Below are 21,199 nucleotides of genomic sequence, written 5' to 3'. Positions count from 1 at the left end.
GCCGGTCAAACCCGGCCCGCGCCGCAGCCGACTCGGGCATACTCCTCGATATGCGGCGGCCGGACGTGTCCGGCCGGACGCCTCGAGCCGTTGCCACCAGCCCGGCATCGGCTGTGGTGATCTGCGAAAGGCGGCCCATGGAAAAGAAATCGCTGACTGCGGTAGCGCGCCAGCAACTGAAGCTGGCGACCCTCGCCACGAGCGGGCGCAGTTCTCAGACACTCTATGGCGGCCATACGCATACGCTGCGGCAGACGGTGGTGGGCCTGACGGCCGGGCACAGCCTGGCCGAGCACGACAACACGGGTGAGGCCACCCTGCTGGTGCTCAGCGGCACACTGGTTCTGCTCAGCGGCGCCAACGAATGGAAAGGCTCGGAAGGCGACCTCATCGTGGTGCCCAAGGCGCGCCACAGCGTCAAGGCCATCGACGACGTCGCGTTCCTGCTCACCGTCGCGATGTAGCCGCCTCCGCGCGGGTCCGCACTTCGGCCGGACCGGCCGGGCATTAGGGTGTCGATCATGGGTGAGCCGCAGCCGATCCTCGAACCGCTCACGCCGTCGGCGATCTTCTTGGTCGCCACGATCGACGAGGGCGGCGAAGCGGCGGTCCGCGACCTGCTCGCCGACATCACCGGCCTGCGCCGCTCGGTGGGCTTCCGGCTGCCGGGCGCAAACCTGACCTGCGTCGCCTCGATCGGCTCCGACGCCTGGGATCGCCTCTTCGCGGGTCCGAAGCCCGCGGAGCTGCACCCGTTCCCCGGATATGTCGGCGCCCGTCACACCGCCCCGGCGACACCGGGCGACCTGCTGTTCCACCTCAAATCCGAGGTGCAGGACGCCTGCTTCGAACTGGCCATGGCCATTGCCGACCGGCTGGCGGGCGCGGGGACGATCGTGGACGAGACCGTCGGCTTCCGCTACTTCGAGCAGCGCGACCTGCTCGGTTTCGTGGACGGCACCGAGAACCCGGAGGGCCGTGCGGCGGCCGCGGCCGCGCTGGTGGGCGATGAGGATCCCGAGTTCACCGGCGGCAGCTACGTGATCGTGCAGAAGTACACCCATCCGCTGGCGGACTGGCGGGCGCTGTCGGTCGAGGAGCAGGAGCGGGTGATCGGCCGCACCAAACTGGACGACTTCGAACTCCCCGACGAGATCAAACCCGCCGACTCGCACGTCGAGGTGAACACGCTGATCGATCCGGACGGCACCGAGCGCCAGATCCTGCGCGGCAACATGCCCTTCGGCAGCGTGCGCGACGGCGTGTTCGGCACCTACTACATCGCCTACGCGGCCACGCCGAGCGTCACCGAACGCATGCTCACCCGCATGTTCCTCGGCACCGGCGACGCCGCCTACGACCGCATCCTGGACTTCTCCGTCGCCCACACCGGCACGTCGTTCTTCGCACCCACTGTCGATTTCCTCGACGATCTGCCGCCTGCGCCGTGGGAGACGGCGGACGCCGCGGTGTCCGTGGACGCCGACGGCGCCGGTCCCGCAAGTCCGCCCGGCACCGCCGCGCCCTCCGGTGACGGCGCCCTCGGTATCGGCTCGTTGAAAAGGAGCACCCGGTCATGAACAACCTCCATCGCGAACTGGCGCCGATCACCGCCGAGGCGTGGGCGGTCATCGAGGAGGAGGCGACGCGCACGTTCAAGCGGCACATCGCCGGCCGTCGCGTCGTCGACCTGTCCGGCCCGCACGGCATCGACTACTCCGCGGTGGGCACCGGACACACCACACCGATCGACTCGCCCGACGCCGGGGTGTTCGCCCGTCAGCGCGTGGTCGCGCCGCTGGTGGAACTGCGCGTGCCGTTCACGCTCTCCCGCGAGGAACTCGACAACGTGGAGCGCGGGGCGCAGGACGCCGACCTGGACCCGGTGAAGGACGCCGCGAAGAAGATCGCGTTCGCCGAGGACCGGGCGATCTTCGAGGGGTACCCGGCCGCGCAGATCACCGGTATCCGGGCGGGCTCGTCCAACGAGCCGATCACGCTGCCCAGCGACACCCGGCTGGTACCCGAGACGATCGCGCAGGCGTTGAGCGCCCTGCGGCTGGCCGGCGTCGATGGACCGTACTCGGTGCTGCTCAGCGCCGAGCTGTACACGGCGGTCAGTGAGACCTCCGATCACGGGCACATGATCCGCACCCACATCGAGCGCCTGATCCCGGAGGGCGAGATCATCTGGGCGCCCGCCATCGACGGCGCGATCGTGCTCACCACCCGCGGCGGCGACTTCGATCTGCGCATCGGCCAGGACCTGTCCATCGGCTACCTGTCGCACGACAGCACGTCGGTGCAGCTGTACTTCCAGCAGAGCCTGACGTTCCTGGTGTACACCGCCGAGGCCGCGGTCCCGCTGACCCTCTGAGCGCTCCGGCCACATCTGGGAAACGCCAGGTGTGCGCCGGTGCGCGGAGGCGGTACCGTGAGCCGGAAATGCGGCAGGGACAGGTAGGTGAGATGACAACGGTGCGGGCGGGTGTCGTTCCGACGCAGCGCGCAGCCCTCTACAGCGTGCTCGGCATCCTGGCGACCGTCACGATCTGCGGCTCGTTCATCGTCGCGTTCGGGGTGAATCGGGTGTTCACCGGCCTGCTGGCCGGCGCCGTCGTCGGCATCGCGGTGCTGGCCGCGCTGTTCACCAGGGACGCCGTCGTGCTCACCGATCACGCCATCTACCGGCGCAAGCCGTGGACGGTCTCCAGCATCCCGTGGGACCGGGTGGTGGCCGGGCGGTTCACCCTCGACGAGCGCGCCCGCTGGTCGCTGGCGCTGGATCTGTCCGGTGGCGACGAACCACACGGCGAACTGGTCCTGTTGTCCATCCCGCCGGTGGTCCGCCCCGTCGCGGGCGCTTACGACCTGCGTAAACGTGATCAGGTTACGGAGATCCGAGCGATCCTGCGGCACAAGCGCGTTCCGGTGACCGTGCTTCCGCAGATCGCGGGGGCGCTGCAGGAACACTGGCAGATCGCGCCGCCGACGCACTGAGCGGTCGATAGGTCCGGGACATCCGATACTCCGGCGCATCGCCCTTCACACCCCACCGTCCGAGCCCAATTCGTTCCCTTCGGCCTCGCCGGGGCCTGAGATCAGCCGTCTCCGCACCCGGAAGCGTAGAGACCGGCTGGGCCCTGCCGAATCACCGGACCATAGATCGGACCGGGATCCAACCGAGTTGCGGTAGTTCCGTGAGTTCGTCAGTCGACGGGCTGTGCCTCAGCAAAGGGGCGGCCTATCCGTTTCGTCTATAGGCGCGTGAACTCGCCATCGACAACGCCAGCGGTGAACGCGTCCCATTCGCCTGGGGTGAACACTAGCGCCGGGCCGGTCGGGTTCTTGGAGTCACGAACGCCAACCATGCCTCCGTCGAGGTGTGCCACCTCCACGCATTCGCCGCTGCCCCCCGAACTGTGGCATGACTTGAACCACTTCGCCCCCATCAGGTCGAGTTCAGCGTTCACTGTCGTAACTCCTTGCTATCTCTCTCAACAGGGTGCGGCTCGAGCGGGCATCCATAGTCGCTCCGGCCAGCGTACGGAACGTGTTCCTACAGCGCTGGATGTCCTCGCGCTTCTCGAGATACGCATCCCCCGTGTAGCTCTCTGCGTAGATAACAGACGGTTCAACCGGTTTGCCTTGTGAGTCCTTCGGGAAGGTCATCACAATGAAGGGAGTGACGAGCCTGCCGGTGGGCAAGCCGACTTCTTGCCTGAGTATCCGTATCTCGATGTTGTCGAGCGTGCTCATGTCCGCCGCATGCCGGCACTGATCAGACATCACCTGTCGGTTGCCCACGATCGTCCGCAGTGCGTTCTCGTGTATTACGGCCGTGAGTTTGCACGGGTTCCGTGGCCGAGTGAGTAGATGCTGACGCCGCGCCCGAACTGCTGCCAGCCGTTCCAAGTCCGCCTCCGAAACTTGAGGTTGCCTGGCTCGGTTCATGGCCTCGGCGTAGGCGCGAGTCTGGAGCAGTCCGGGAATAATGAGTGGCTGAAATATGGCCAATTCATCTGCGGCAGATTCCAGTTCGATGTAGGTGTTGAACTTCGGCTCGAGCACGTCACTGTATGTTCGCAGCCAGGAACGGACCGGGGCTTGTCCCGCGAGTTCCTTCCACGCCACAAGGTCTTCCTCATCGACCCCGTACAGCGCGCCCAGGGCGTCAAGGTCCGTCGCTCTGACCTTCTTGTTGCGGCCGTTCTCCAGTCTGCTGATGGTTGCGTTACCCCAGCCGAGTGTCCGCGCCGCCACCTCCAGGCTCAGGCCCGCCGCCGTCCGCGCCTCTCGCAGCAAACGGCCCAACTGCCTACGCGGCAGACTGGTTTCGGCGTCCTCCGGCCGGTCAGCTTCTTCGTTCACCCCTTGCGACCCCCTTCCGCTCTGCGATGCAGCTTCGTTTCGCAACGGAAGGAGCGTAACTCGGTCGGCGGAAGGCTTTCTGCGCTTTCGCGTGAGTTTCACGGACGGATCGCGTCGCGCACCGAACGTCGACCCTCGACAACATCCTGTTCGCATGGCGAATAACGCTCTTCCACATCGGAATCCGTTCGTCGGTCCACCTGCCGCAGCGGCGGTCGATGTCCCTGCCGATGTTGTCGATCGGTTCCTGAACGCTCTGCATGAGTGGCAATTCGAGCAGACCCACACCGACCAACCTGACCAAGAAGTCTGAAACGGATGGAAACCATACCTTTCGGGGACACACCCCTGTCCCGCTGCCACTTCTACCGGCGCGTGTGTGATTTACCCGCTGTGATCGACCCGCCCGAGCTGGGACGAATCATCATGCGCGCGTCGCACGTTGGAGCGTTGACCATGCCCGCTCCGCTAGGGCGAGCCGTCAGGCAAGTCATGCAGCGCCGCAAAGATGCGGTAGGTCCGATCGTGGCGCATCCTCGCTCGAACAGGTGGACCTACATCGTGCGGCCGGATCTTCCGGACGACACGAAGCTTTTCGCGGCGATGTTCCGGCTCGACGTGTCGATTGTCCGGGAGGGTGGCACGGTGGCACTGCCGTCGCCCACAGCTGAATCCGGCGCTGTCAGACATTGGATAGAGGCACCGCGCGACCGGTTTCGTCCATCCGGAATGGTTGTGGTCGACTACATCCGCGCGTGTAGCGGTCCGGGTAGCCGGTGACCGGAGGCAGAGCGCGATGACTTCCCCGCTGCCGAACGATCCCGATGTGCATCTGTCGGTGTTCCTGCACGGCATCCGGCTCGACTTCGCGGCGTGCCGCACTGCCGCGTTGACGTTCCTCGAAGAGCACCGGAAACGCCACTATGTCGACGCGGTGCACATACTTCCTGATAGTGCCGAGGGGTGGCCCAGGTTGCCGAACGAGAAGTTGTACTTGGAGCGGTGAGGGCTCCTTGCCCGGTGACCTGGGTACGCGCGACACTGACCTGTTCGGACCATGACGAGAAGGAGCTGGGCGTGGGGAATGACGAGCAGTTGACCATGGATCTCGGCGTACCCGTCGAGCAGACCGAATGGGGGAAATGGGTCGACCCGGACCGCCGCGCGGCGCAGGTCCAGAAATTCATGGACTATGCGGGCATACGCGAGATTCCTTCGGAGCCGTGGCCGGAAGGCTCAGCGGAGGTCGAGCGGCTCGATTCGATCGTTGCCGAGCTCTTTCCGGACCTGGCTACCGCGATGGCCCCCGAGAACGCTGACATGGCTGACGCCTTCATATGTTTCCTGGGCGAACTTTTCATCAGGTTCGCAGGCGCACGCTGGGAAGATTACCAATGGTTTGGTCGCGAGAATTCATTCTACGACCACATCAATCCACTGCTCGAATACGGGTTCGACACCGACGGTGACACCGCATACGGATTGATGAAGCTCATGATCGAGGACTACGACCCGGCCGATGACGGGATGTTCTCCGGTATGGCGGAGATGCTGCGCGAATTCGCCGAAGAATACTCGTCGTCACGTAACGACACGTAGTCGAGAACCTGTTACCTGACTAATTCAAGAATTCGGGGGTGGGTGCTGTCATGCCAGATGAGTACGACAGGATCCGAGAGCAGTTCGATAATCCAGCTCGCGGGCGGATTTTCGAGAACGGTATAGAACACCTATTCCATGACCGACAAAACGGTTATGTGCAGCAACCGGACCGGTACAACACATCGCTGGGTCCACGGCATTACGACAAAGCCAGGGCCGACGAGCAAGGCCGGATTCACGCCATCGAAGACAAATCGGGTCGGACCGGCAGCAAGAACGATCTCCGGGAGCTGCAAAAGGATCGCGAGCTGCTCGCGAAACGTGAGATCGAATCGCTCTTGATTCGGACCGTCGCGGGTGAGCAGATGTCGCCGATATACCAGAAGTTGCTGAGCGCGCTGAAGCAGGAATTCGGCAACAGGGTGATTCACCAGGAGTTGACGCGGGAACAGGCCCGTGCGGCATTCGCCAAAGGGTTGGGCCGCGAAAAGAACGCTCGCCAGCTCGAATTGAAGACAAGATACGAGCTGAACCGTGCCAACCGCGCCCGCCAACGGCTACCGAAGATACGTGAAATTATTCGGGCGCGAGAGCGAGTCGCAGGATTTCGGAAGGTGCAGCAGTTCCGCGAGGCCGCTGAGCGTGGCCGGGCGGAAGCCCCGCAGCGAGCCGAACACGCCAGACAAGTTCAAGAGCCCCGAGAACGACCAACCGCCGACACCGGAGAACGGGCGGCCCGACAGGCGGCCGAGGCACGTGCGGCAGCCGAGAAGCAACGCGCGACGGTCGAGAAGGAACGCGCGGCAGCAGAGCAGGAACGCGCCGAACAGCTGGCGCGGCTGCGAGCGCAGGGAATGCCACCGGAGGTGGTGAAGATCCTGGGGCTCGGTCAAGCGGAACCACCATCGGCGGCGGTGCGGAAGCCGCCGGGTCATGCTCCGCCGATTACGCGGGGACATTGGCACAGCCAGGATCGGAGCCGGGGGATCGAGCGCAACCGGTAGCCGCGCCAGGTCCGGGGTCATGGGGTGGGCATCGCCAGGCGGTCCAGCAGCACGACCGCCTCGGCCCGGATCGGGTCGAGATCACCGGACCAGCCGAGCGTGCGCAATACCGCCCCGGGGATCGTGCGCACGGCGTACCTGGGCGCGGCTCCTTCGTCGGAGCGGATGCTGATCACCGTCTCCACCAACCGGAACGGCAGCAACTGCGTACCCGGCACACTCACCGCGCCGACCTCGGCCAGCACCTGCGCGGCCAAAGCCTCGTAATGCCCACGTAATTCGTCGCGGCGCAGGCGGAACGCGGCGAAGCGCTCGGTGCGCAGTTCCGGAAGCAGGTACAGCGCACCCAGATTCCAGCGCGACGCGCACAACTGCCGCACGTCGAACAGCGCCAGCGCGTACAGCCGGACCGGCACCGGTCCGGACGCCGCGCGCAGCCGCTCGGCCAGTTCGATCGGGGCGGCGACGGTTTCGGCGAGCAGCGCGTCGAGGATGTCGTCCTTGGCGGCGAAGTGGTGGTAAAGCGAGGCCTGCCGGATGCCGACGGCGTCGGCGATCGCGCGGGTGGAGGTGTTGGCGTACCCGTTGGTGGTGAACAGTTCGCCTGCGGCGTCGAGGATCTCGGCGCGCGGCGTCGATCCGCGCCTGCGTCGCTGTTCGAGACGCGGCCGTCCGGGCCCGAGGTTTGCCACGGGTTCATTCTGGCAGGTCGGCGTGGGGATGCTCCGGCGCGGTGGACGAGCGCTCAGGTTGCCGACGGCGCGCGGTGCGTTTTCTGTCACTTGATAGAAATAGCCGCAACACAGAAGTTACCGAAGGTCTCGAAAGCGATACACGCAGGTCACCGAAAGCGCGATCACGGCCGCAAAACTGTCGTCTGATAGTTATTGGTCGTACGCCGAAGGACCGCCCATGGCCACCACGCTCGCTCCGACACCGCCCCCGGATCTCACCGGCGACAACGCCGACCTCGCGGGGTTCGGCTACCAGCCCGTCCTGCACCGCAAGCTCGGCCGCTACGCCTCCTTTGCGGCAGGCTTCTCCTTCGTCTCCATCCTGACCACGATCTTCCAGTTCTTCGGCTTCGGCTATTCGTTCGGTGGAGCCGCCTTCTTCTGGACCTGGCCGATCGTGTTCGCCGGACAGTTCCTCGTGGCGCTCAACTTCGCCGAACTGGCCGCGCGCTACCCGATCTCGGGCTGCATCTACCAGTGGTCGCGACGACTGGGCGGTGAACTCGTCGGCTGGTTCGCGGGCTGGATGATGATCATCGCGCAGATCGTCACGGCCGCCGCGGCGGCGATTGCGCTGCAGGTGGTGCTGCCCTCGATCTGGAGCGGATTCCAGCTCGTCGGCACGGATACCGCGCTGACGTCGCCGTCCGGCGCGACCAACGCCGTACTGCTGGGCAGCATCCTGCTCATGGTCACCACGCTGATCAACGTCCTGGGCATCGACCTGATGGCGCGGATCAACTCGATCGGCGTCACCGTCGAGATCGTCGGCGTGCTCGCGATCATCGCGCTGTTCTTCACCACCGCCGAGCGCGGGCCGGACGTGGTGCTGCGGACCGACCAGGCCGCGCCGGGCCCCTACTGGGCCGCGTTCCTGGTGTCCGGGCTCATGGCGGCCTACGTCATGGTCGGATTCGATTCCGCGGGCGAGCTTTCCGAGGAGACGAAGAACCCGCGCCGGGTCGCGCCGCGCACCATTCTCACCGCGCTGTCGGTCTCGGCGCTGGGCGGCGGGCTGATGCTGCTGGGCGCGCTGATGGCCGCGCCGAGCCTGTCCGACGGCGCCCTGGCCTCCGACGGCCTCGCCTACGTGCTCACCGCGAAGCTGGACAGCCCGGCGGGCAAGGTGCTGCTGGGCTGCGTCGCGGTCGCGATCACCGTGTGCACCTTGGCGATCCAGACCGCGGGATCGCGGCTGATGTTCTCCATGGCGCGGGACGGGAAACTCCCGTTCGCCGCCCGGCTCGCCGCCGTGCATCCGCGTTACGGCACACCGGTGCTGCCCGCCGTGGTGATCGGCGCGCTCGGCATCGCGCTACTGGTGCTCAATCTCGGCAACGCCGCGATCTTCGCGACGCTGGCGAGCGTCTGCATCGTCACGCTGTATCTGGCCTATCTCCTGGTGACGGTGCCGCTGCTGGTTCGCAGGTTCACCGGTCTGCCCGACGCGGGCACCGACGCGCGGCTGTTCGGTCTGGGGCGGTTCGGCATCCCGGTCAACGCACTCGCCGTGATCTGGGGCGTCGCGATGGTGGTGAATCTGGCCTGGCCCCGGGCCGAGGTCTACGCCCCGGACGGTGGCGGCTGGTGGATGCTTTGGGCCGCACCGCTTTTCGTGCTGCTGGTGCTCGCCGTCGGCGTCCTGGTGCACCGCTTCGTGGTCGGCTGGTCGCGCACCGTCGCGAGCGCCGAGCCCGCACCGCAACCGGCTTGAACGCCCGATGCGGCGGTGCGCTGCCCGCGCCGCCGCATACGCCGACGAACCAGCATCCGAAGGGAACAACGTGACAAGTACTGCCGACACCTCCGGTGCGCGAGCGCACGCACGAGCGCAGGCCGCGGCGGCGACGATCGCGACGCCCGCGCTGCCCGCCGATATCGACGCCGCGCGAATCTCTTTCGCGCAGCGGATTCCAGCGGGCGGATACGCGAACATCGCGCTGGGGCGCGGCGCCCGCGTCCGCCTGTCCGACCCGGACGGCGCGGCCTGCGCGCACCTGCTCCTGGTGCGCACCGGCGCACCGTGGGAGCGCCTGAACGTCGCCGACACGGTCAAGGTGCCGTGGCAGGCATATCTGAGCAGCGGTCACCCCTTGCTGTCGGATCAGGGCCGTGTGCTGGCCACCGTGTTCGCCGACACCTCAGGCCACCATGACGCGCTCTGCGGGCCGACCGACCAGGCCCGCCACTCGCTGCGCCTCGCGGGCGCCAAGCACGGCCTGGAACCCCGTGACATCGGGCCGACGGTCTCGTTCTTCCGCGGTGTGCGGGTGGAGCGCGACGGCGCCCTCGTCTCGACCGGCAGCGCCGCCGCGGGCTCCTCTGTCGACCTGCTCGTACACCTGCCGCTCACCGTGCTGATCGCCAACTCCGCGCACCCGCTCGACGACCGGCCCGCGACCGACCTCGACGTCGTCGCGTGGGCCGCGCCGGAAGACCTCGCCGCGCCCGGCAACGACGACCCGGAGTACCAGCGGGCCGTGCGGAACACCGAACAAGCCTGGGCGGCCGCCCTGACCCTGGAGGCAATCGCATGACCACGGCCCGCGTCATCGTGCTCGACGAGATCGTTCCCGCCCGCTCACCGTGGTCGGCGGTGGTCCGCGCGGGCGAGTACCTGGAGATCATCGATCTGCACGGTAACCAGGCGGTGGACTGCCTGCTGTACTCGGCGGCCGACCACGCCGACCGCTACAGCGCGCAGGCCACGGTCACCGCGCAGCGCAACATCTTCCTCACCACCGGCAGCGTGCTGCTGACCGACGCGGGCACCGCGCTGATGACCGTGGTGGCCGACGAGGTGGGCAACCACGACACCATCGCGGGCGCCTGCTCGCAGGAGTCCAACACGCTGCGCTACGGCCACCACACCCGCCATCAGCACGCGTGCGTGGAGAACTTCCTCACCGAGGCCCTGCGCTGGGGCCTGGGCAAACGCGACCTGGTGTCGAACATCAACTGGTTCATGAACGTTCCGGTCGAGGCGGACGGCACGCTGGGCATCGTGGACGGCTTGTCCGCGCCGGGCAAGCGGGTCATGCTGCGGGCCGAGATCGACACGCTGGTGCTGGTCTCGAACTGCCCGCAGATCAACAACCCCTGCAACGGCTTCGACCCGACCCCGGTGCGCATGGTGGTGTCGCGATGACCGTCGCCGAACTACCGGTCGCCGGGACAGCACAGGCCGAACCGGCGCGACCCGGCCGGGTCGAGGTGGTTCGTCCCGGCATGCTCACCACGGTGCAGGACTGGCCCGGCCGGGTCGGGTACTGGCACGTCGGCGTGCCGCCGTCGGGACCGATGGACGATCTGTCCTTCCGTCTGGGCAATCGCGCGCTCGGCAACGAGGAGAGCGCCGCCGGACTGGAGTGCACGCTCGGCGGTCCCGCGCTGCGGTTCACCGCGCCCGCCCACGTTTGCGTCACCGGCGCGCCGACGGAGGTGACCGTCGACGGTATCGCGGTGCCGCAGTGGCGGACGGTGCGGGTGCCCGCGGGCGGGGTGCTGGACGTCGGCGCGGTGCGCGGACCCGGCATGCGCTGCTATGTGCTCATCGCGGGTGGCATCGACGTGCCCGAATACCTCGGCAGCGCAGCCACCTTCACGCTCGGCCGGTTCGGCGGCGGCACCGGCGGCGCGCTGCGCGCGGGCGCCTCGCTGGCGCTGGCCGCGCACCACGGCCGGGTCGCCACCGCCGTGCCGATGGACGAGCAACCCGTGCTCACCCACCGCTGGGAGCTCGCGGTCACCGAGGGCCCGCACGGCGCGCCGGAGTTCTTCACCCGCGCCGACTTCGAGACCGTCCTCGGCACCGACTACGAGGTGCATTTCAACTCCGATCGCACCGGCGTCCGGCTGATCGGGCCGAAGCCGGAATGGGCCCGCACCGACGGCGGCGAGGCGGGACTGCACCCGTCCAACATCCACGACACCCCGTATTCGGTGGGCGCGCTGGACTTCACCGGCGACACGCCGATCCTGCTCGGTCCGGACGGGCCGAGCCTCGGCGGTTTCGTCTGCCCGGTCACCGTCGTGGCGGCCGACCGCTGGAAACTCGGCCAGCTGTCCCCCGGTGACAGCGTGCGGTTCGTGCCGGTGCGCGGTGACCGCGCGGCCTCGATCCGGGAGTTCGGTCCCGCGCGCCGCGCCGGGTGGCCGACGGTGCTGTCCACCGGCGGTGACGGTGACGACGGGGTGCTGCGCCGCACCGAGGTCGATGACGAGACGGCGGTGACCTACCGGCGGGCGGGCGACGACGGCGTGCTCGTCGAATACGGCGCGATGACGCTGGATCTCGGCCTGCGCGCCCGGGTGCACGCGCTGCACCAGCACCTGCTCGCCGCCGGAGTGCGTGGCGTGACGGAGCTGACCCCCGGCATCCGCTCGTTGCAGATCCGGGTCGACCCGCATGTGCTGTCCGTGTCCGCCCTGCTCGGCCTGCTCGCCGAGACCGAGGCGCGGTTGCCCGCCTCCGATCAGCTGGTCGTGCCGAGCCGGGTGGTCCATCTACCGCTGTCCTGGGATGATCCGTCCACCCGCGAGGCGATCACCCGCTACATGCACGGCGTGCGCGCCGACGCGCCGTGGTGCCCGTGGAACATCGAGTTCATCCGCCGCATGAACGGCTTGGCTTCCGTGTCCGACGTCTACGACACCGTGTTCGGGGCCGAGTACCTGGTGCTCGGTCTGGGTGACGTCTACCTCGGCGCGCCGGTCGCCACCCCCACCGATCCGCGGCATCGGCTGGTGACCACGAAGTACAACCCCGCCCGCACCTGGACGCCGGAGAACGCGGTCGGCATCGGGGGCGCGTACCTGTGTATCTACGGGATGGAAGGGCCGGGCGGCTATCAATTCGTCGGACGCACCACACAGGTGTGGAATCACCGAGCCGGTGCGGCGCCCGTGGTCTCCCCCGGAGCCGACCGCGCCGCGTCCGGAGATGAAACACCATGGCTGCTGCGCTATTTCGACCGCATTCGCTGGTATCCCGTCGAGGCGGAGGAACTGCTCGACCTGCGCGCCGACTTCGCCGCCGGCGACGTCCGGGTGCGGGCCGAGGACGGCGAATTCCGTCTGGCGGACTACCGGGCCTTCCTCGCCGAGAACGCCGCATCCATCGAGGAGTTCCGTGCGCAGCAGGCCGAAGCCTTCACCGCCGAACGGCATTCCTGGCGCTCGGCGGGTGAGTTGCCGGGGTGAGACCAGCGCAGGTACTTCCGGCGCGGGATCGCAGCGCGGGTCCTGTCGGCGTGAGTTTTCGGCGCGGGTCCTGACCGCGACGAACCTCGCCACGCGCTCGGCGCTGCGGCCGACCCGGTTCAGGCCGGAACCGCGGCGACGGCTTCGATCTCGCACACGGCGCCCGGCACCGCGAACCCCGCCACCTGCGCGACGGTGATCGCGGGCGGGTTCGGACGTCCGCCCCAAACCTCGCCGAACGCGGCGAATCCGTCCTGCATCGACTCGCCTTCGCGGACCAGGATCGTCCACTTCACCACGTGCTCGATCGACGCACCCGCGGCGGCCAGACAGGTCCGCAGGTTGGCCAGGGCTTGGCGGGCCTGTTCGGCGACGCCGGGGCCGACCACGCGGCCGGTGGCGTCGACGCCGTTCTGTCCGCCCACGTAGATGGTGTCCGCCGCGGAGGACACCCGGACGACCTGGGTGAAAGCGGGGTTGCTGTGCAGGGTTTCGGGATTGATGTGCGTGGTGATCGTCATGCGAGCACTGTAACCAGTTAAACTGGTGTCATGCAATCCCGCGCCGACCTACCCCCCGATCTGCGCCGCCGCTTCCGCACCGGACGCGCCGCCCTCGACCTCGTGCACACCGGCGGCGAGGGCGAACTCGCGGTGTGGGAGATCGTGCACACTGTCGCGGACCTGCGCCGGTTCCTGGCTGTGATCCTCGACCTGGAGGAGCTGGACGCCGCCGAATCGGACCTGCCGGCGATGCGGACCCTGCGGGCGGCGATCACCGGCGCGGCGTACGGCCGCGCAGCCGGAGAACAATTGCGCCCGGCGGACGTCGCGGCGATCAACGCCGTCGCCGCGCAACCGCCGCTGATCCCTGAACTGCGGATCGACGGCAGCGCGGAATATGCCCGCCCGACGGCGGCCGCGGCCTTGTCCACGCTCGCCCGAGACGCCGTCGACCTGTTCAGCGGTCCCCTGTCCGGTCGCATCCGTGTCTGCGCCGCCGACGATTGCGGCCTGCTCTTCGTCGATGCCTCACGTCCCGGCCGCCGCCGCTGGTGCTCGATGGACCGCTGCGGCAACCTCAGCAAGGTTCGCCGCCACCGCGGCCAGGAGTGACCCACGCAACGGCTGTCACAGCCCGTGCCCGCACGTCGTCGTCTCGATGAAGCGATGGGAACGCCCCATCGGGCACCGACGAGATCGGAGACAGTCATGACCACCGAAGTCCTGGTCACCGGCGGCACCGGCACCCTGGGCCGGGCGGCGCTGCCCCTGCTGCGCGAGGCGGGCGCCGGCGTGCGCGTGCTGAGCCGCACCGAACGCCCCGCACAGGAGGGCGTCGAGTTCGTCGCGGGAGATCTGCTGCGCGACAAGGGCATCGATGCGGCGGTGGCCGGCGTCGGCGCCATCCTGCATCTGGCGGGCGACGCGAAGGGCGACGACGTGGCCACCGCGAATCTGCTGCGGGCAGCGGCGGCCGCCGGTGTCGGGCACATCGTCTACATCTCGGTGACCGCCGCCGAGCTGCTTCCGCTGACCTACTTCCGCGCGAAGTTCGCCGCCGAGCAGGCCGTGGCCGCGTCGGGCATCCCCCACACCACGCTGCGGGCGGCGCAGTTCCACGACTTCGTGCCGAAGCTGGTGGACACGATGCTGAAATCGCCGGTGCTGCCGATCCTGGGCGGTGTGCGCCTGCAGCCGGTGCACGTGCGCGAGGTGGCGGCGCGGCTGGCGGAGCTGACCCTGGGCGCGCCGGCCGGGCGAGTGCCGGATCTGGTCGGACCCGAGGTACTCGGCATGCGCGAGCTGGTCCGGGACTACCTCGCGATGCTGGGAAAGAAGCGCGCGCTGCTGACCATGCCGTTGCCGGGCAAGGCGGGCCGGGTGTACCGGGCGGGCGAGAACCTGGTCACCGACGGCGCCGACGTCGGCGAGCTGACCTGGGCCGATTACCTCGCCGAGCGAACGGGTGCGGTCCGGGCGGGATGATCGCGGACGATGATCACCGTCTTTCCCTGGGCGTGTCCGTCGGCGACGTGGCCCACCGCCGCGGCGGCCGCGGTCAGCGGATGACACCGTTCGATCACCGGGCGCAGCTTTCCCTCGGCGGCGAGCCCGGCCAGGAACTCGAGGTCCGCGCGGCGCGGCCGCATCAGTAGCGGCCGCATGGTCTGGCTCACCACCAGGCCGGTCACCACCACCTTGGCGATCCACATCAGCGGTCCGAGCCAGTTCCCGCCGGGCGCCCCTGCCGAGGAGACGAAGACGCCTTCCGGCGCGAGTACCCGGCGGCAGGCGGTCAGCGATCGATTGCCCACCAAATCGAGCAGCACGTCGTATCGGCCCGGTTCGCACGTGAAATCCGCAGTGGTGTAGTCGATCACCCGATCGGCGCCCAGCGCGCGCACCCTCTCGGCGTGACGCGTGCTGCACACCGCCGTCACTTCGGCGCCGAGCGCCTTGGCGATCTGCACCGCGCTGGTCCCGACGCCGCCGGAGGCGCCGTTGATCAGTACCGCCTGCCCGGCGGTCGCCCACGGATGACACAGCAGCACCTACCACTCATCCCACCTGAGAACTATCCCCACATGAACGCGCTCGCTCAGCTGGTGAACGACGGGAAGCACTCGGGGATCGCGGATTTCCGGTTCGGCCTGGAACTGATCCTGGACGGTCTGGAGCGACTGCTCGCCGAGAACCCGGACTGACGCTCAGTCCATCCGGAACGTGGCCTCCGGGTTGGACTTGTCCCGGATGATGCGCAGCGCTTCGGACAACGCCGCGAGCTGCTCTGGCGTGAGCAACCCGACGAACCAGCGGTCCACGGCGGCGAGATAGTCCGGCAGCACCTGCGCCAGCCGCGCCGCACCCGCCTCGGTGAGCACGGCGAAGGCGCCACGCCGATCCCCCGGATCCAGCTCGCGCACCACCAGCTCGCTGCGCGCCAGGCGGTCGATCAGCCGGGTGACGCCACTGGTGGACAGTTCGGTCTGCGCCGCGAGCTCCGTCATGCGCAGCCGCCGCCCCGGTGAACGACTCAGCCGCATCAGGGCGTTGACATCCAGTCCGGACAGGCCGTGCGCCTTCCACACCGGCTCCAGCTTGGCGACCACGCCGCCGTACGCCTCGAAGAACAGGCCCAGCGTCGTCAGACGCGGGTCGTCGAACAGCTTGTGCACGTCCATGGCGCAAACCTACCCCGGATTGTTGCCGCGCGGATAGTTGACACGAGGAAGATTGCGGCGTAGAAAATATGCATACGCATTATTCCTCGTGGCAACTAGTGGAGGCCCCCCATGTCGTCGACTGCCTGGATCGCCGGATTCCGCACCGCCGTGATCCGCCCGGACGAGCAGATCAAATTCGCCGAGTCGCGCGCGTTCCGCGACCAGACAGTGCGCCAGGTTCTGCACCTGGCCGGCGGCGGTTCGCAACTGCGCGTCGGGCTGACCAACCGCTTCGGGACGGCGCCGCTGACCGTCGGCGCGGCCCGAGTCGCCCTGCGCAAGACGGGCGACGAGATCGTCGCCGAGACCGATTCCGCGCTGCGGTTCGGCGGCGCCGAGCAGGTCGTCGTCCCGGCCGGCGGCGAAGTGTTCAGCGACCCGGTGGACCTGGCCGTCGCCGCAGGCACTGATCTGGTGTTGAGCCTCTACCTGCCCGGGCCCACCGACCTGGCGACCTTCTCGCACCAGCCCGCCGAAACCGCGTACATCACGGACGGCAACGCCGTCTCCGAGCCCGCGCTCGCCACTGCCGAGGAGATCACCGGCCGGTTCTACGTGGCCGGCGTCGACGTGCTCGCGCCCGCGGACACGCCGGTGGCCGTCGCGTTCGGCGATTCGTGGTTCGAAGGCGTCGGCACCACACTCGGCGCCAATCGCCGGTCGGTGGACGTCCTCAACGCGCGCCTGGACCGCGGCTGGGTGGTCAACCGGGGTATCGCGGGAAACCGGCTGCTGCTCGACCGGGTGGGCGAATCGGGCTTGGCGCGCTTCGACCGCGACGCACTGGATGTTCCCGGCGTCACCAGCGTGCTGATCAACTTCGGCATCAACGATCTGAGCCTCGGCGGCATGCTCGGGCAGCCGCCGGCGACCGCCGACGAACTGATCGCGGGCTTCACCACTCTGGCCCGGCGGGCGCACGCCGCGGGGCTCACCGTCCACGCCGCCACGATCGGCCCCTACGCCGGCGTCATCTACGAAGGTCTGCACGTCGACGTGGCGCAGCCCGCCCGCAATCAGGTGAACGAGTGGCTGCGCGGCACCGATGTCTTCGACTCGGTGTTCGACGTGGCCCGGGCGGTGGAGGACCCACAGCGCCCCGGCTTCATCCGCCCCGAGTTCGACAGCGGAGACGGCATGCACATCAACGACGCCGGGGCCAGGGCGATGGCCGAAACCGTCGATGTGGCAGCGCTGTTCGGCTGACTACCGCGAGCTAGGGCCGGAGCCCGCGCAGCACGATCTCGACGCCGCCACGGAATTCGTCGGCAGCCGACATGGTCTTGGCCTGCCCCGCCGTCTGCGCAAGATGCGGGTACTGCTCCGCGGGCAGGTCGGCCAGCACGATCGTCCCCTGTCCGCGCAGCGGGGCGTAGTGCTTGTTCTGGAGGTAGCCGATCAGGAAGGCGACCAGCGTGCGCTGGGCTATCACACGGGCGCGGCCGGTGAAACCGCCCTCGGTGAGCACCGCGAGCATCGTTTCCATGACGCGCAGCGATTCCACCGATGACTGCCGACGCCGCAGCACGATCGGCACGGCGGCCGGATGGGCCGAGAACCCGTCCCGGATGTTCGCCATCAGTGCCGTCGCCCGCTCCCGCCAGTCGCTTCCCTCCGGCAGCGACGTGTCGATCGCGGCGAACACCTGATCCGCCACCAGGACCTCCAATTCGTCGCGGTCGCGGACGTAGCGGTACAGGGCCATCGTGGACATGCCCAGTTCCTTGGCCACCGCACGCATGGTCAGGGCGGGCAACCCTTCGCGATCGAGCACGGCGAGGGCCGCCGCGGCGAGATCGGCGGTGGTCAGCGAACGGGGGCGGGGCACGGATTGACAGCGTACGCGTTACGCGCATACTGGTCGTAGGCGTACGAGGTACACCTACGAAAGGAGCCCCGATGTCGCTTCCCACCGCTGTCCCGGACCGGACGCTGGTCACCGTCTCCGGTGCGCAGATCCCGGTACCGGACCCGGATCGCCTGACCCACCTGCAATTCCGGCGGTTCGCCGGATGCCCGGTGTGCAACCTGCACCTGCGCTCGATCGTCACGCGTCACGCGGAGATCGCCGCCGCGGGCATCCGCGAAGTCGTCGTGTTCCATTCCAGCGTGGCGGAATTGCGCAAATACACCGCCGAACTGCCGCTGGACGTGATCGCCGATCCGGAGCGGAAGCTCTACCGCGAATTCGGCGTCGAGAGCTCGCCCCGCGCGTTGCTCGACCCGCGCGGTTGGCCGGCCATTCTGCGCGGCGTCGCCCACGACGCCTACACGGCGCTGCGCCGCAGGCAGGCGGCCCCGCCCACCGCGCCCGAGGGCGGCAGTCTCGGACTGCCCGCCGATTTCCTGATCGCGCCCGACGGACGCATGCTCGCCGCCAAGCACGGCGCGCACGTCTACGACCAGTGGTCGGTCGACGAACTGCTCGCACTCGTGCCCGCGGAGCGGCACGCATGAGGATTGCCGGAAAGCCCTGCGCGGCACAGGCATTCGCGCTCGTTCCCGCCGGATTGCTCGCCGGAGCGTTCGGCTATGGGGCAGTCAACGTGCTCTACGCGTTCCGCAGAGTGCCTTCGGACGTCCGCTTCACCCTCACCCACGACGGCATCGATTACGCCTTCTGCGCCCCGGCCTGCCGCAAAGTCTTCACCGTCCCCCGCTGAGCGCGGCCACCGCGAGTGGCACATGGTGGAGAGCTCTCTCGCACTCTGCCTCGACCATGTGCCATTCGCGGGTCCCGTTCCGTCGGCGAAGCGGTGCGAGGTTGACGGATCAGAGCTGTTGCGTGCGCCGCGCGGGCTCGGCCGGAGTTCTCCTGCCGCGCAGGTGGTCCACGGTGAAGGCGAGCGCGGAAACGAGGACCGCGACGCCGCCGATCGCAGCTGCCAGGCCGATCATGGAATTGAGCCCGTCGATCGACGCGGAGGCCGCGATGTGCGACAGGTCCGACGCGATCGGCTGGAACTGCACGGGCAGCCCGTCGGCCACCGAGCGACCGGCTCCGGAGCTCGCCGCCTCCAGGAACTGCTCACGCGGTCCCGGTGGGACAGCGCCGGGTAGCGCATCGAGCCCGTCGGCCGCGGAACCGCGGGCCGCGTGGTTGAACATCGCGCCCAGCCCGGCCACCCCGACCGCGAGACCAACCTGCCGGAGGGTGCCGAAGGTCGCGCTGGCCATGCCCGCGTTCTCGTCGGAGGCGAAGGTGAGCGAGGCCGCCTGGTTGACGGCCGTGATCGCGCCGAGGCCGAGGCCGCCGATCACCAGTCCCGGCAGGAAATGCGTCCAGGAGTCGCCCGCATCGAAATCGCCGATCAGCCAGGTGCCCAGCGCGACCGCGGCCATCGTGACCGGCAGCGAGACCGCGAACGGAATCCGCTTCGCGAACACCATCGCCAGCGGCGCGCTGATCAGGGCGGCCCCGCTCACCGGCAGCAACCGCAGTCCCATCTGCAGCGGCGTGTAGCCGAGCGTGTTGATCATGAACACCGCCAGGTAGTTGCTCGCGGCCATGAGCGTCGCCATATGGCCGATCGAGACGACGGCCGTGCCGGTGAAGCCGCGTTTGCGCACCATCGACACGTCGAGCAGCGGATGCTCGGCCTTGAACTGCCAGGCCACGAACCCGGTCAGCAGCACCGCGGCCGCGGCGCCGAGCCCAAGCACCGTGCCCGAACTCCAGCCCAGCGCGTTGCCGCGGGTCAGCCCGAAGACACCCGTCACCAAGCCACCGGTGAGCAACAGCGAACCCGGCCAGTCGGCCTTGCGCCCGGCCATCCGCGCCGACTCGGGCATCCGGAGCAGGGCGAGCACGCCGAGGACGATGCCGATCGGGACGTTGACGGTGAAGATCGAGCGCCAGCCGAACTGGGTGACCAGCGCGCCGCCGAGCACCGGCCCCGCCACGGTCGCGCTCGCCATGACGGCGCCGTAGACGCCGATGGCCTTCGCGCGCTTGGCCGCGTCGGGGTAGGCCACCGCCAACAGCGGCAAAGCCGTCGCGAAGATCATCGCCGCGCCGACGCTCTGCACGGCGCGCAGGATGTTCAGCTGCAGGATGGTGCCGGCCAGCGCCAGGGCCAGCGACGACGCCGTGAAGACCGTCATGCCCGCCAGGAACAGCCGCTTCCGGCCGAACCGGTCACCGAGAGTGGCGAAGGTCAGCAGCAGTCCCGCCATCGGAATGGCGTACGCGTCGATGACCCACTGCAGTCCGTCGATGGACGTGTCGAAGTCTCGGCGGATGTCGGCCAGTGCGGCGGAGACCACGGTCAGGTCGAGCATCATCATGAAGATGGCCCCGCTGACCAGGAACAGCACCAGCCCCGCGCGCAGCGGACTTGCGGAAGAGCCGTCCGGCTTGCCGCCGGACGAGGTTGCGATCGTCGACATGTCTTCCTTGTGAAGTTCGCGCACCGCCCGCGTAATGCGCTGCGAGCGAGTCCATTGCGGACGGAGAGAGACCGCGACCGAAGCCGCGTCCCCGACCCTATCGATGGTCAAGCACGGCGTAAATGACATATCAAGCCAGACAATCGCGCGGGGCGGACAATTCGAGCGCGCTCGCTACCGTGGTAGCGCCCACCGGACGGAGGTTGTTTCCCGGTTCACGGGGTGAGGCGTGCTACGCCGAGCTATTCCTCGAGTGGCAATCGTCAGGGCTGTTCCAGTACGTCGAATGGGATGGTCGCAGCACCGAGGGCCTGCCCCAGCCACCTGATCAACAACTGATGGCGAGGCTTGGGGGCGGCGTTCACGACTAGCTGACCATTCAACACCTCGTAACGCAATCCGTCTTCGGGCATGTGGTCGAGGGCGGCAGCCGTCCAGCCGTCGTCATGCGGAACTGGCATCGCCATGAAACCACCTCCAACCTCATATGACAGTGGCGAGGGTCGCTGCCGATAGACCTCGAGTGTAGTCAAATGAACCGAAGCCGGACGGCCACTCGTCGGCAACCGACTTCGAAGGGCTCGGGCTCCAGTGGACACGGACCCGGCTGAGGATCACCCGTGGCGGCGCTCGGTATCGGTGCGTCCCCGCTACAGACGAGCCCCTCCCGT

The 21,199-nt window shown here is 68.4% G+C and carries 26 protein-coding genes; 17 read left to right on the top strand and 9 right to left on the bottom strand.

The window, feature by feature from the left end; all coding sequences use genetic code 11:
• Window positions 1-137: 137 nt before the first annotated feature.
• From NNI01S_RS30355 to NNI01S_RS30340, 4 genes are all read left to right on the top strand, one after another.
• Entirely contained in the window at window positions 138-464 is a 327-nt protein-coding gene (locus NNI01S_RS30355) for a cupin domain-containing protein (protein ID WP_063024536.1), read from the top strand.
• Between the two features lie 57 nt (window positions 465-521).
• Window positions 522-1,580, top strand: coding sequence for a Dyp-type peroxidase (locus NNI01S_RS30350; protein ID WP_063024534.1), 1,059 nt, complete (start codon window positions 522-524; stop codon window positions 1,578-1,580).
• A complete protein-coding gene (locus NNI01S_RS30345; RefSeq protein WP_063024532.1) occupies window positions 1,577-2,377 on the top strand; it encodes a family 1 encapsulin nanocompartment shell protein in 801 nt (266 codons plus the stop codon). Before NNI01S_RS30350 ends, NNI01S_RS30345 begins: the two co-directional genes overlap by 4 nt.
• Window positions 2,378-2,469: 92 nt before the next feature.
• The gene (locus NNI01S_RS30340) at window positions 2,470-3,000 is read left to right on the top strand and encodes a hypothetical protein (RefSeq protein WP_063024530.1); all 531 of its coding nucleotides are present in this window, start codon (window positions 2,470-2,472) and stop codon (window positions 2,998-3,000) included.
• Between the two features lie 257 nt (window positions 3,001-3,257).
• Here NNI01S_RS30340 and NNI01S_RS33975 read toward each other — a convergent pair whose 3' ends face one another.
• Both NNI01S_RS33975 and NNI01S_RS30335 read right to left on the bottom strand, forming a co-directional pair.
• Complete coding sequence (locus NNI01S_RS33975; protein ID WP_084489416.1) at window positions 3,258-3,452, bottom strand: DUF397 domain-containing protein; 195 nt, start codon at window positions 3,450-3,452, stop codon at window positions 3,258-3,260.
• A 10-nt stretch (window positions 3,453-3,462) separates the two neighbouring features.
• Window positions 3,463-4,371: a helix-turn-helix domain-containing protein gene (locus tag NNI01S_RS30335; RefSeq protein ID WP_063024529.1), complete on the bottom strand. Its 909-nt coding sequence runs from the start codon at window positions 4,369-4,371 to the stop codon at window positions 3,463-3,465.
• Between the two features lie 154 nt (window positions 4,372-4,525).
• On the opposite strand from NNI01S_RS30335, the gene NNI01S_RS34980 reads away from it, so the two are divergent.
• The 4 genes from NNI01S_RS34980 to NNI01S_RS30320 all read left to right on the top strand — a co-directional run bounded on the left by NNI01S_RS34980 (window position 4,526) and on the right by NNI01S_RS30320 (window position 6,977).
• Entirely contained in the window at window positions 4,526-4,684 is a 159-nt protein-coding gene (locus tag NNI01S_RS34980; protein WP_157115104.1) for a hypothetical protein, read from the top strand.
• Window positions 4,685-5,167: 483 nt separating this feature from the next.
• A complete protein-coding gene (locus tag NNI01S_RS30330; protein ID WP_063024527.1) occupies window positions 5,168-5,377 on the top strand; it encodes a hypothetical protein in 210 nt (69 codons plus the stop codon).
• 71 nt (window positions 5,378-5,448) lie between these two features.
• Complete coding sequence (locus NNI01S_RS30325; RefSeq protein ID WP_157115103.1) at window positions 5,449-5,970, top strand: hypothetical protein; 522 nt, start codon at window positions 5,449-5,451, stop codon at window positions 5,968-5,970.
• Between the two features lie 50 nt (window positions 5,971-6,020).
• Window positions 6,021-6,977 carry a hypothetical protein gene (locus NNI01S_RS30320; RefSeq protein ID WP_157115102.1) on the top strand — a complete coding sequence of 319 codons (957 nt, stop codon included), beginning with the start codon at window positions 6,021-6,023 and terminating at the stop codon, window positions 6,975-6,977.
• Between the two features lie 17 nt (window positions 6,978-6,994).
• Here NNI01S_RS30320 and NNI01S_RS30315 read toward each other — a convergent pair whose 3' ends face one another.
• Entirely contained in the window at window positions 6,995-7,669 is a 675-nt protein-coding gene (locus tag NNI01S_RS30315) for a TetR/AcrR family transcriptional regulator (protein ID WP_063024519.1), read from the bottom strand.
• Between the two features lie 220 nt (window positions 7,670-7,889).
• Here NNI01S_RS30315 and NNI01S_RS30310 point away from each other — a divergent pair, with 220 nt between their 5' ends.
• The 4 genes from NNI01S_RS30310 to NNI01S_RS30295 all read left to right on the top strand — a co-directional run bounded on the left by NNI01S_RS30310 (window position 7,890) and on the right by NNI01S_RS30295 (window position 12,913).
• On the top strand, window positions 7,890-9,425 hold the full coding sequence (locus NNI01S_RS30310) for an amino acid permease (RefSeq protein ID WP_063024517.1): 1,536 nt from the start codon (window positions 7,890-7,892) through the stop codon (window positions 9,423-9,425).
• A 70-nt stretch (window positions 9,426-9,495) separates the two neighbouring features.
• Entirely contained in the window at window positions 9,496-10,248 is a 753-nt protein-coding gene (locus tag NNI01S_RS30305) for a DUF1989 domain-containing protein (protein WP_063024515.1), read from the top strand.
• Window positions 10,245-10,859, top strand: coding sequence for an urea amidolyase associated protein UAAP2 (locus NNI01S_RS30300; protein WP_063024513.1), 615 nt, complete (start codon window positions 10,245-10,247; stop codon window positions 10,857-10,859). Before NNI01S_RS30305 ends, NNI01S_RS30300 begins: the two co-directional genes overlap by 4 nt.
• Window positions 10,856-12,913, top strand: a complete 2,058-nt coding sequence (locus NNI01S_RS30295; RefSeq protein WP_084489412.1) for a 5-oxoprolinase/urea amidolyase family protein — start codon at window positions 10,856-10,858, stop codon at window positions 12,911-12,913. The genes NNI01S_RS30300 and NNI01S_RS30295 overlap by 4 nt, the downstream gene beginning before the upstream one ends.
• Window positions 12,914-13,032: 119 nt before the next feature.
• Here NNI01S_RS30295 and NNI01S_RS30290 read toward each other — a convergent pair whose 3' ends face one another.
• Window positions 13,033-13,434, bottom strand: coding sequence for a RidA family protein (locus NNI01S_RS30290; protein ID WP_063024511.1), 402 nt, complete (start codon window positions 13,432-13,434; stop codon window positions 13,033-13,035).
• 30 nt (window positions 13,435-13,464) lie between these two features.
• On the opposite strand from NNI01S_RS30290, the gene NNI01S_RS30285 reads away from it, so the two are divergent.
• Together NNI01S_RS30285 and NNI01S_RS30280 are read left to right on the top strand one after the other, a co-directional pair.
• Window positions 13,465-14,028: a CGNR zinc finger domain-containing protein gene (locus tag NNI01S_RS30285; RefSeq protein ID WP_063024508.1), complete on the top strand. Its 564-nt coding sequence runs from the start codon at window positions 13,465-13,467 to the stop codon at window positions 14,026-14,028.
• Between the two features lie 96 nt (window positions 14,029-14,124).
• The gene (locus NNI01S_RS30280) at window positions 14,125-14,901 is read left to right on the top strand and encodes an SDR family oxidoreductase (protein ID WP_063024506.1); all 777 of its coding nucleotides are present in this window, start codon (window positions 14,125-14,127) and stop codon (window positions 14,899-14,901) included.
• Here NNI01S_RS30280 and NNI01S_RS30275 read toward each other — a convergent pair.
• Window positions 14,862-15,467, bottom strand: coding sequence for an NAD(P)-dependent alcohol dehydrogenase (locus NNI01S_RS30275; RefSeq protein ID WP_084489411.1), 606 nt, complete (start codon window positions 15,465-15,467; stop codon window positions 14,862-14,864). The genes NNI01S_RS30280 and NNI01S_RS30275 overlap by 40 nt on opposite strands.
• A 156-nt stretch (window positions 15,468-15,623) precedes the next feature.
• Window positions 15,624-16,097 carry a MarR family winged helix-turn-helix transcriptional regulator gene (locus NNI01S_RS30270; RefSeq protein ID WP_063024504.1) on the bottom strand — a complete coding sequence of 158 codons (474 nt, stop codon included), beginning with the start codon at window positions 16,095-16,097 and terminating at the stop codon, window positions 15,624-15,626.
• Between the two features lie 111 nt (window positions 16,098-16,208).
• Between NNI01S_RS30270 and NNI01S_RS30265 the strand changes: the two genes are divergently transcribed.
• Window positions 16,209-17,345: a GDSL-type esterase/lipase family protein gene (locus NNI01S_RS30265; protein ID WP_063024502.1), complete on the top strand. Its 1,137-nt coding sequence runs from the start codon at window positions 16,209-16,211 to the stop codon at window positions 17,343-17,345.
• 10 nt (window positions 17,346-17,355) lie between these two features.
• Here NNI01S_RS30265 and NNI01S_RS30260 read toward each other — a convergent pair whose 3' ends face one another.
• The gene (locus NNI01S_RS30260; protein WP_063024500.1) at window positions 17,356-17,967 is read right to left on the bottom strand and encodes a TetR/AcrR family transcriptional regulator C-terminal domain-containing protein; all 612 of its coding nucleotides are present in this window, start codon (window positions 17,965-17,967) and stop codon (window positions 17,356-17,358) included.
• Between the two features lie 71 nt (window positions 17,968-18,038).
• Here NNI01S_RS30260 and NNI01S_RS30255 point away from each other — a divergent pair, with 71 nt between their 5' ends.
• Both NNI01S_RS30255 and NNI01S_RS30250 read left to right on the top strand, forming a co-directional pair.
• Window positions 18,039-18,596, top strand: a complete 558-nt coding sequence (locus tag NNI01S_RS30255; RefSeq protein WP_063024498.1) for a peroxiredoxin-like family protein — start codon at window positions 18,039-18,041, stop codon at window positions 18,594-18,596.
• Window positions 18,593-18,802 carry a hypothetical protein gene (locus NNI01S_RS30250; RefSeq protein ID WP_063024497.1) on the top strand — a complete coding sequence of 70 codons (210 nt, stop codon included), beginning with the start codon at window positions 18,593-18,595 and terminating at the stop codon, window positions 18,800-18,802. The genes NNI01S_RS30255 and NNI01S_RS30250 overlap by 4 nt, the downstream gene beginning before the upstream one ends.
• A gap of 109 nt (window positions 18,803-18,911) precedes the next feature.
• Here NNI01S_RS30250 and NNI01S_RS30245 read toward each other — a convergent pair whose 3' ends face one another.
• Together NNI01S_RS30245 and NNI01S_RS30240 are read right to left on the bottom strand one after the other, a co-directional pair.
• A complete protein-coding gene (locus NNI01S_RS30245) occupies window positions 18,912-20,528 on the bottom strand; it encodes an MFS transporter (RefSeq protein WP_169813041.1) in 1,617 nt (538 codons plus the stop codon).
• A gap of 263 nt (window positions 20,529-20,791) precedes the next feature.
• On the bottom strand, window positions 20,792-20,995 hold the full coding sequence (locus NNI01S_RS30240; protein ID WP_063024495.1) for a PDDEXK family nuclease: 204 nt from the start codon (window positions 20,993-20,995) through the stop codon (window positions 20,792-20,794).
• Window positions 20,996-21,199: the final 204 nt, after the last annotated feature.

Source organism: Nocardia niwae NBRC 108934 = DSM 45340 (genome assembly GCF_001613465.1).
In the GTDB taxonomy this organism is placed as follows: Bacteria; Actinomycetota; Actinomycetes; order Mycobacteriales; family Mycobacteriaceae; genus Nocardia; species Nocardia niwae.
This window is presented reverse-complemented; position numbering and strand designations above follow the sequence as displayed.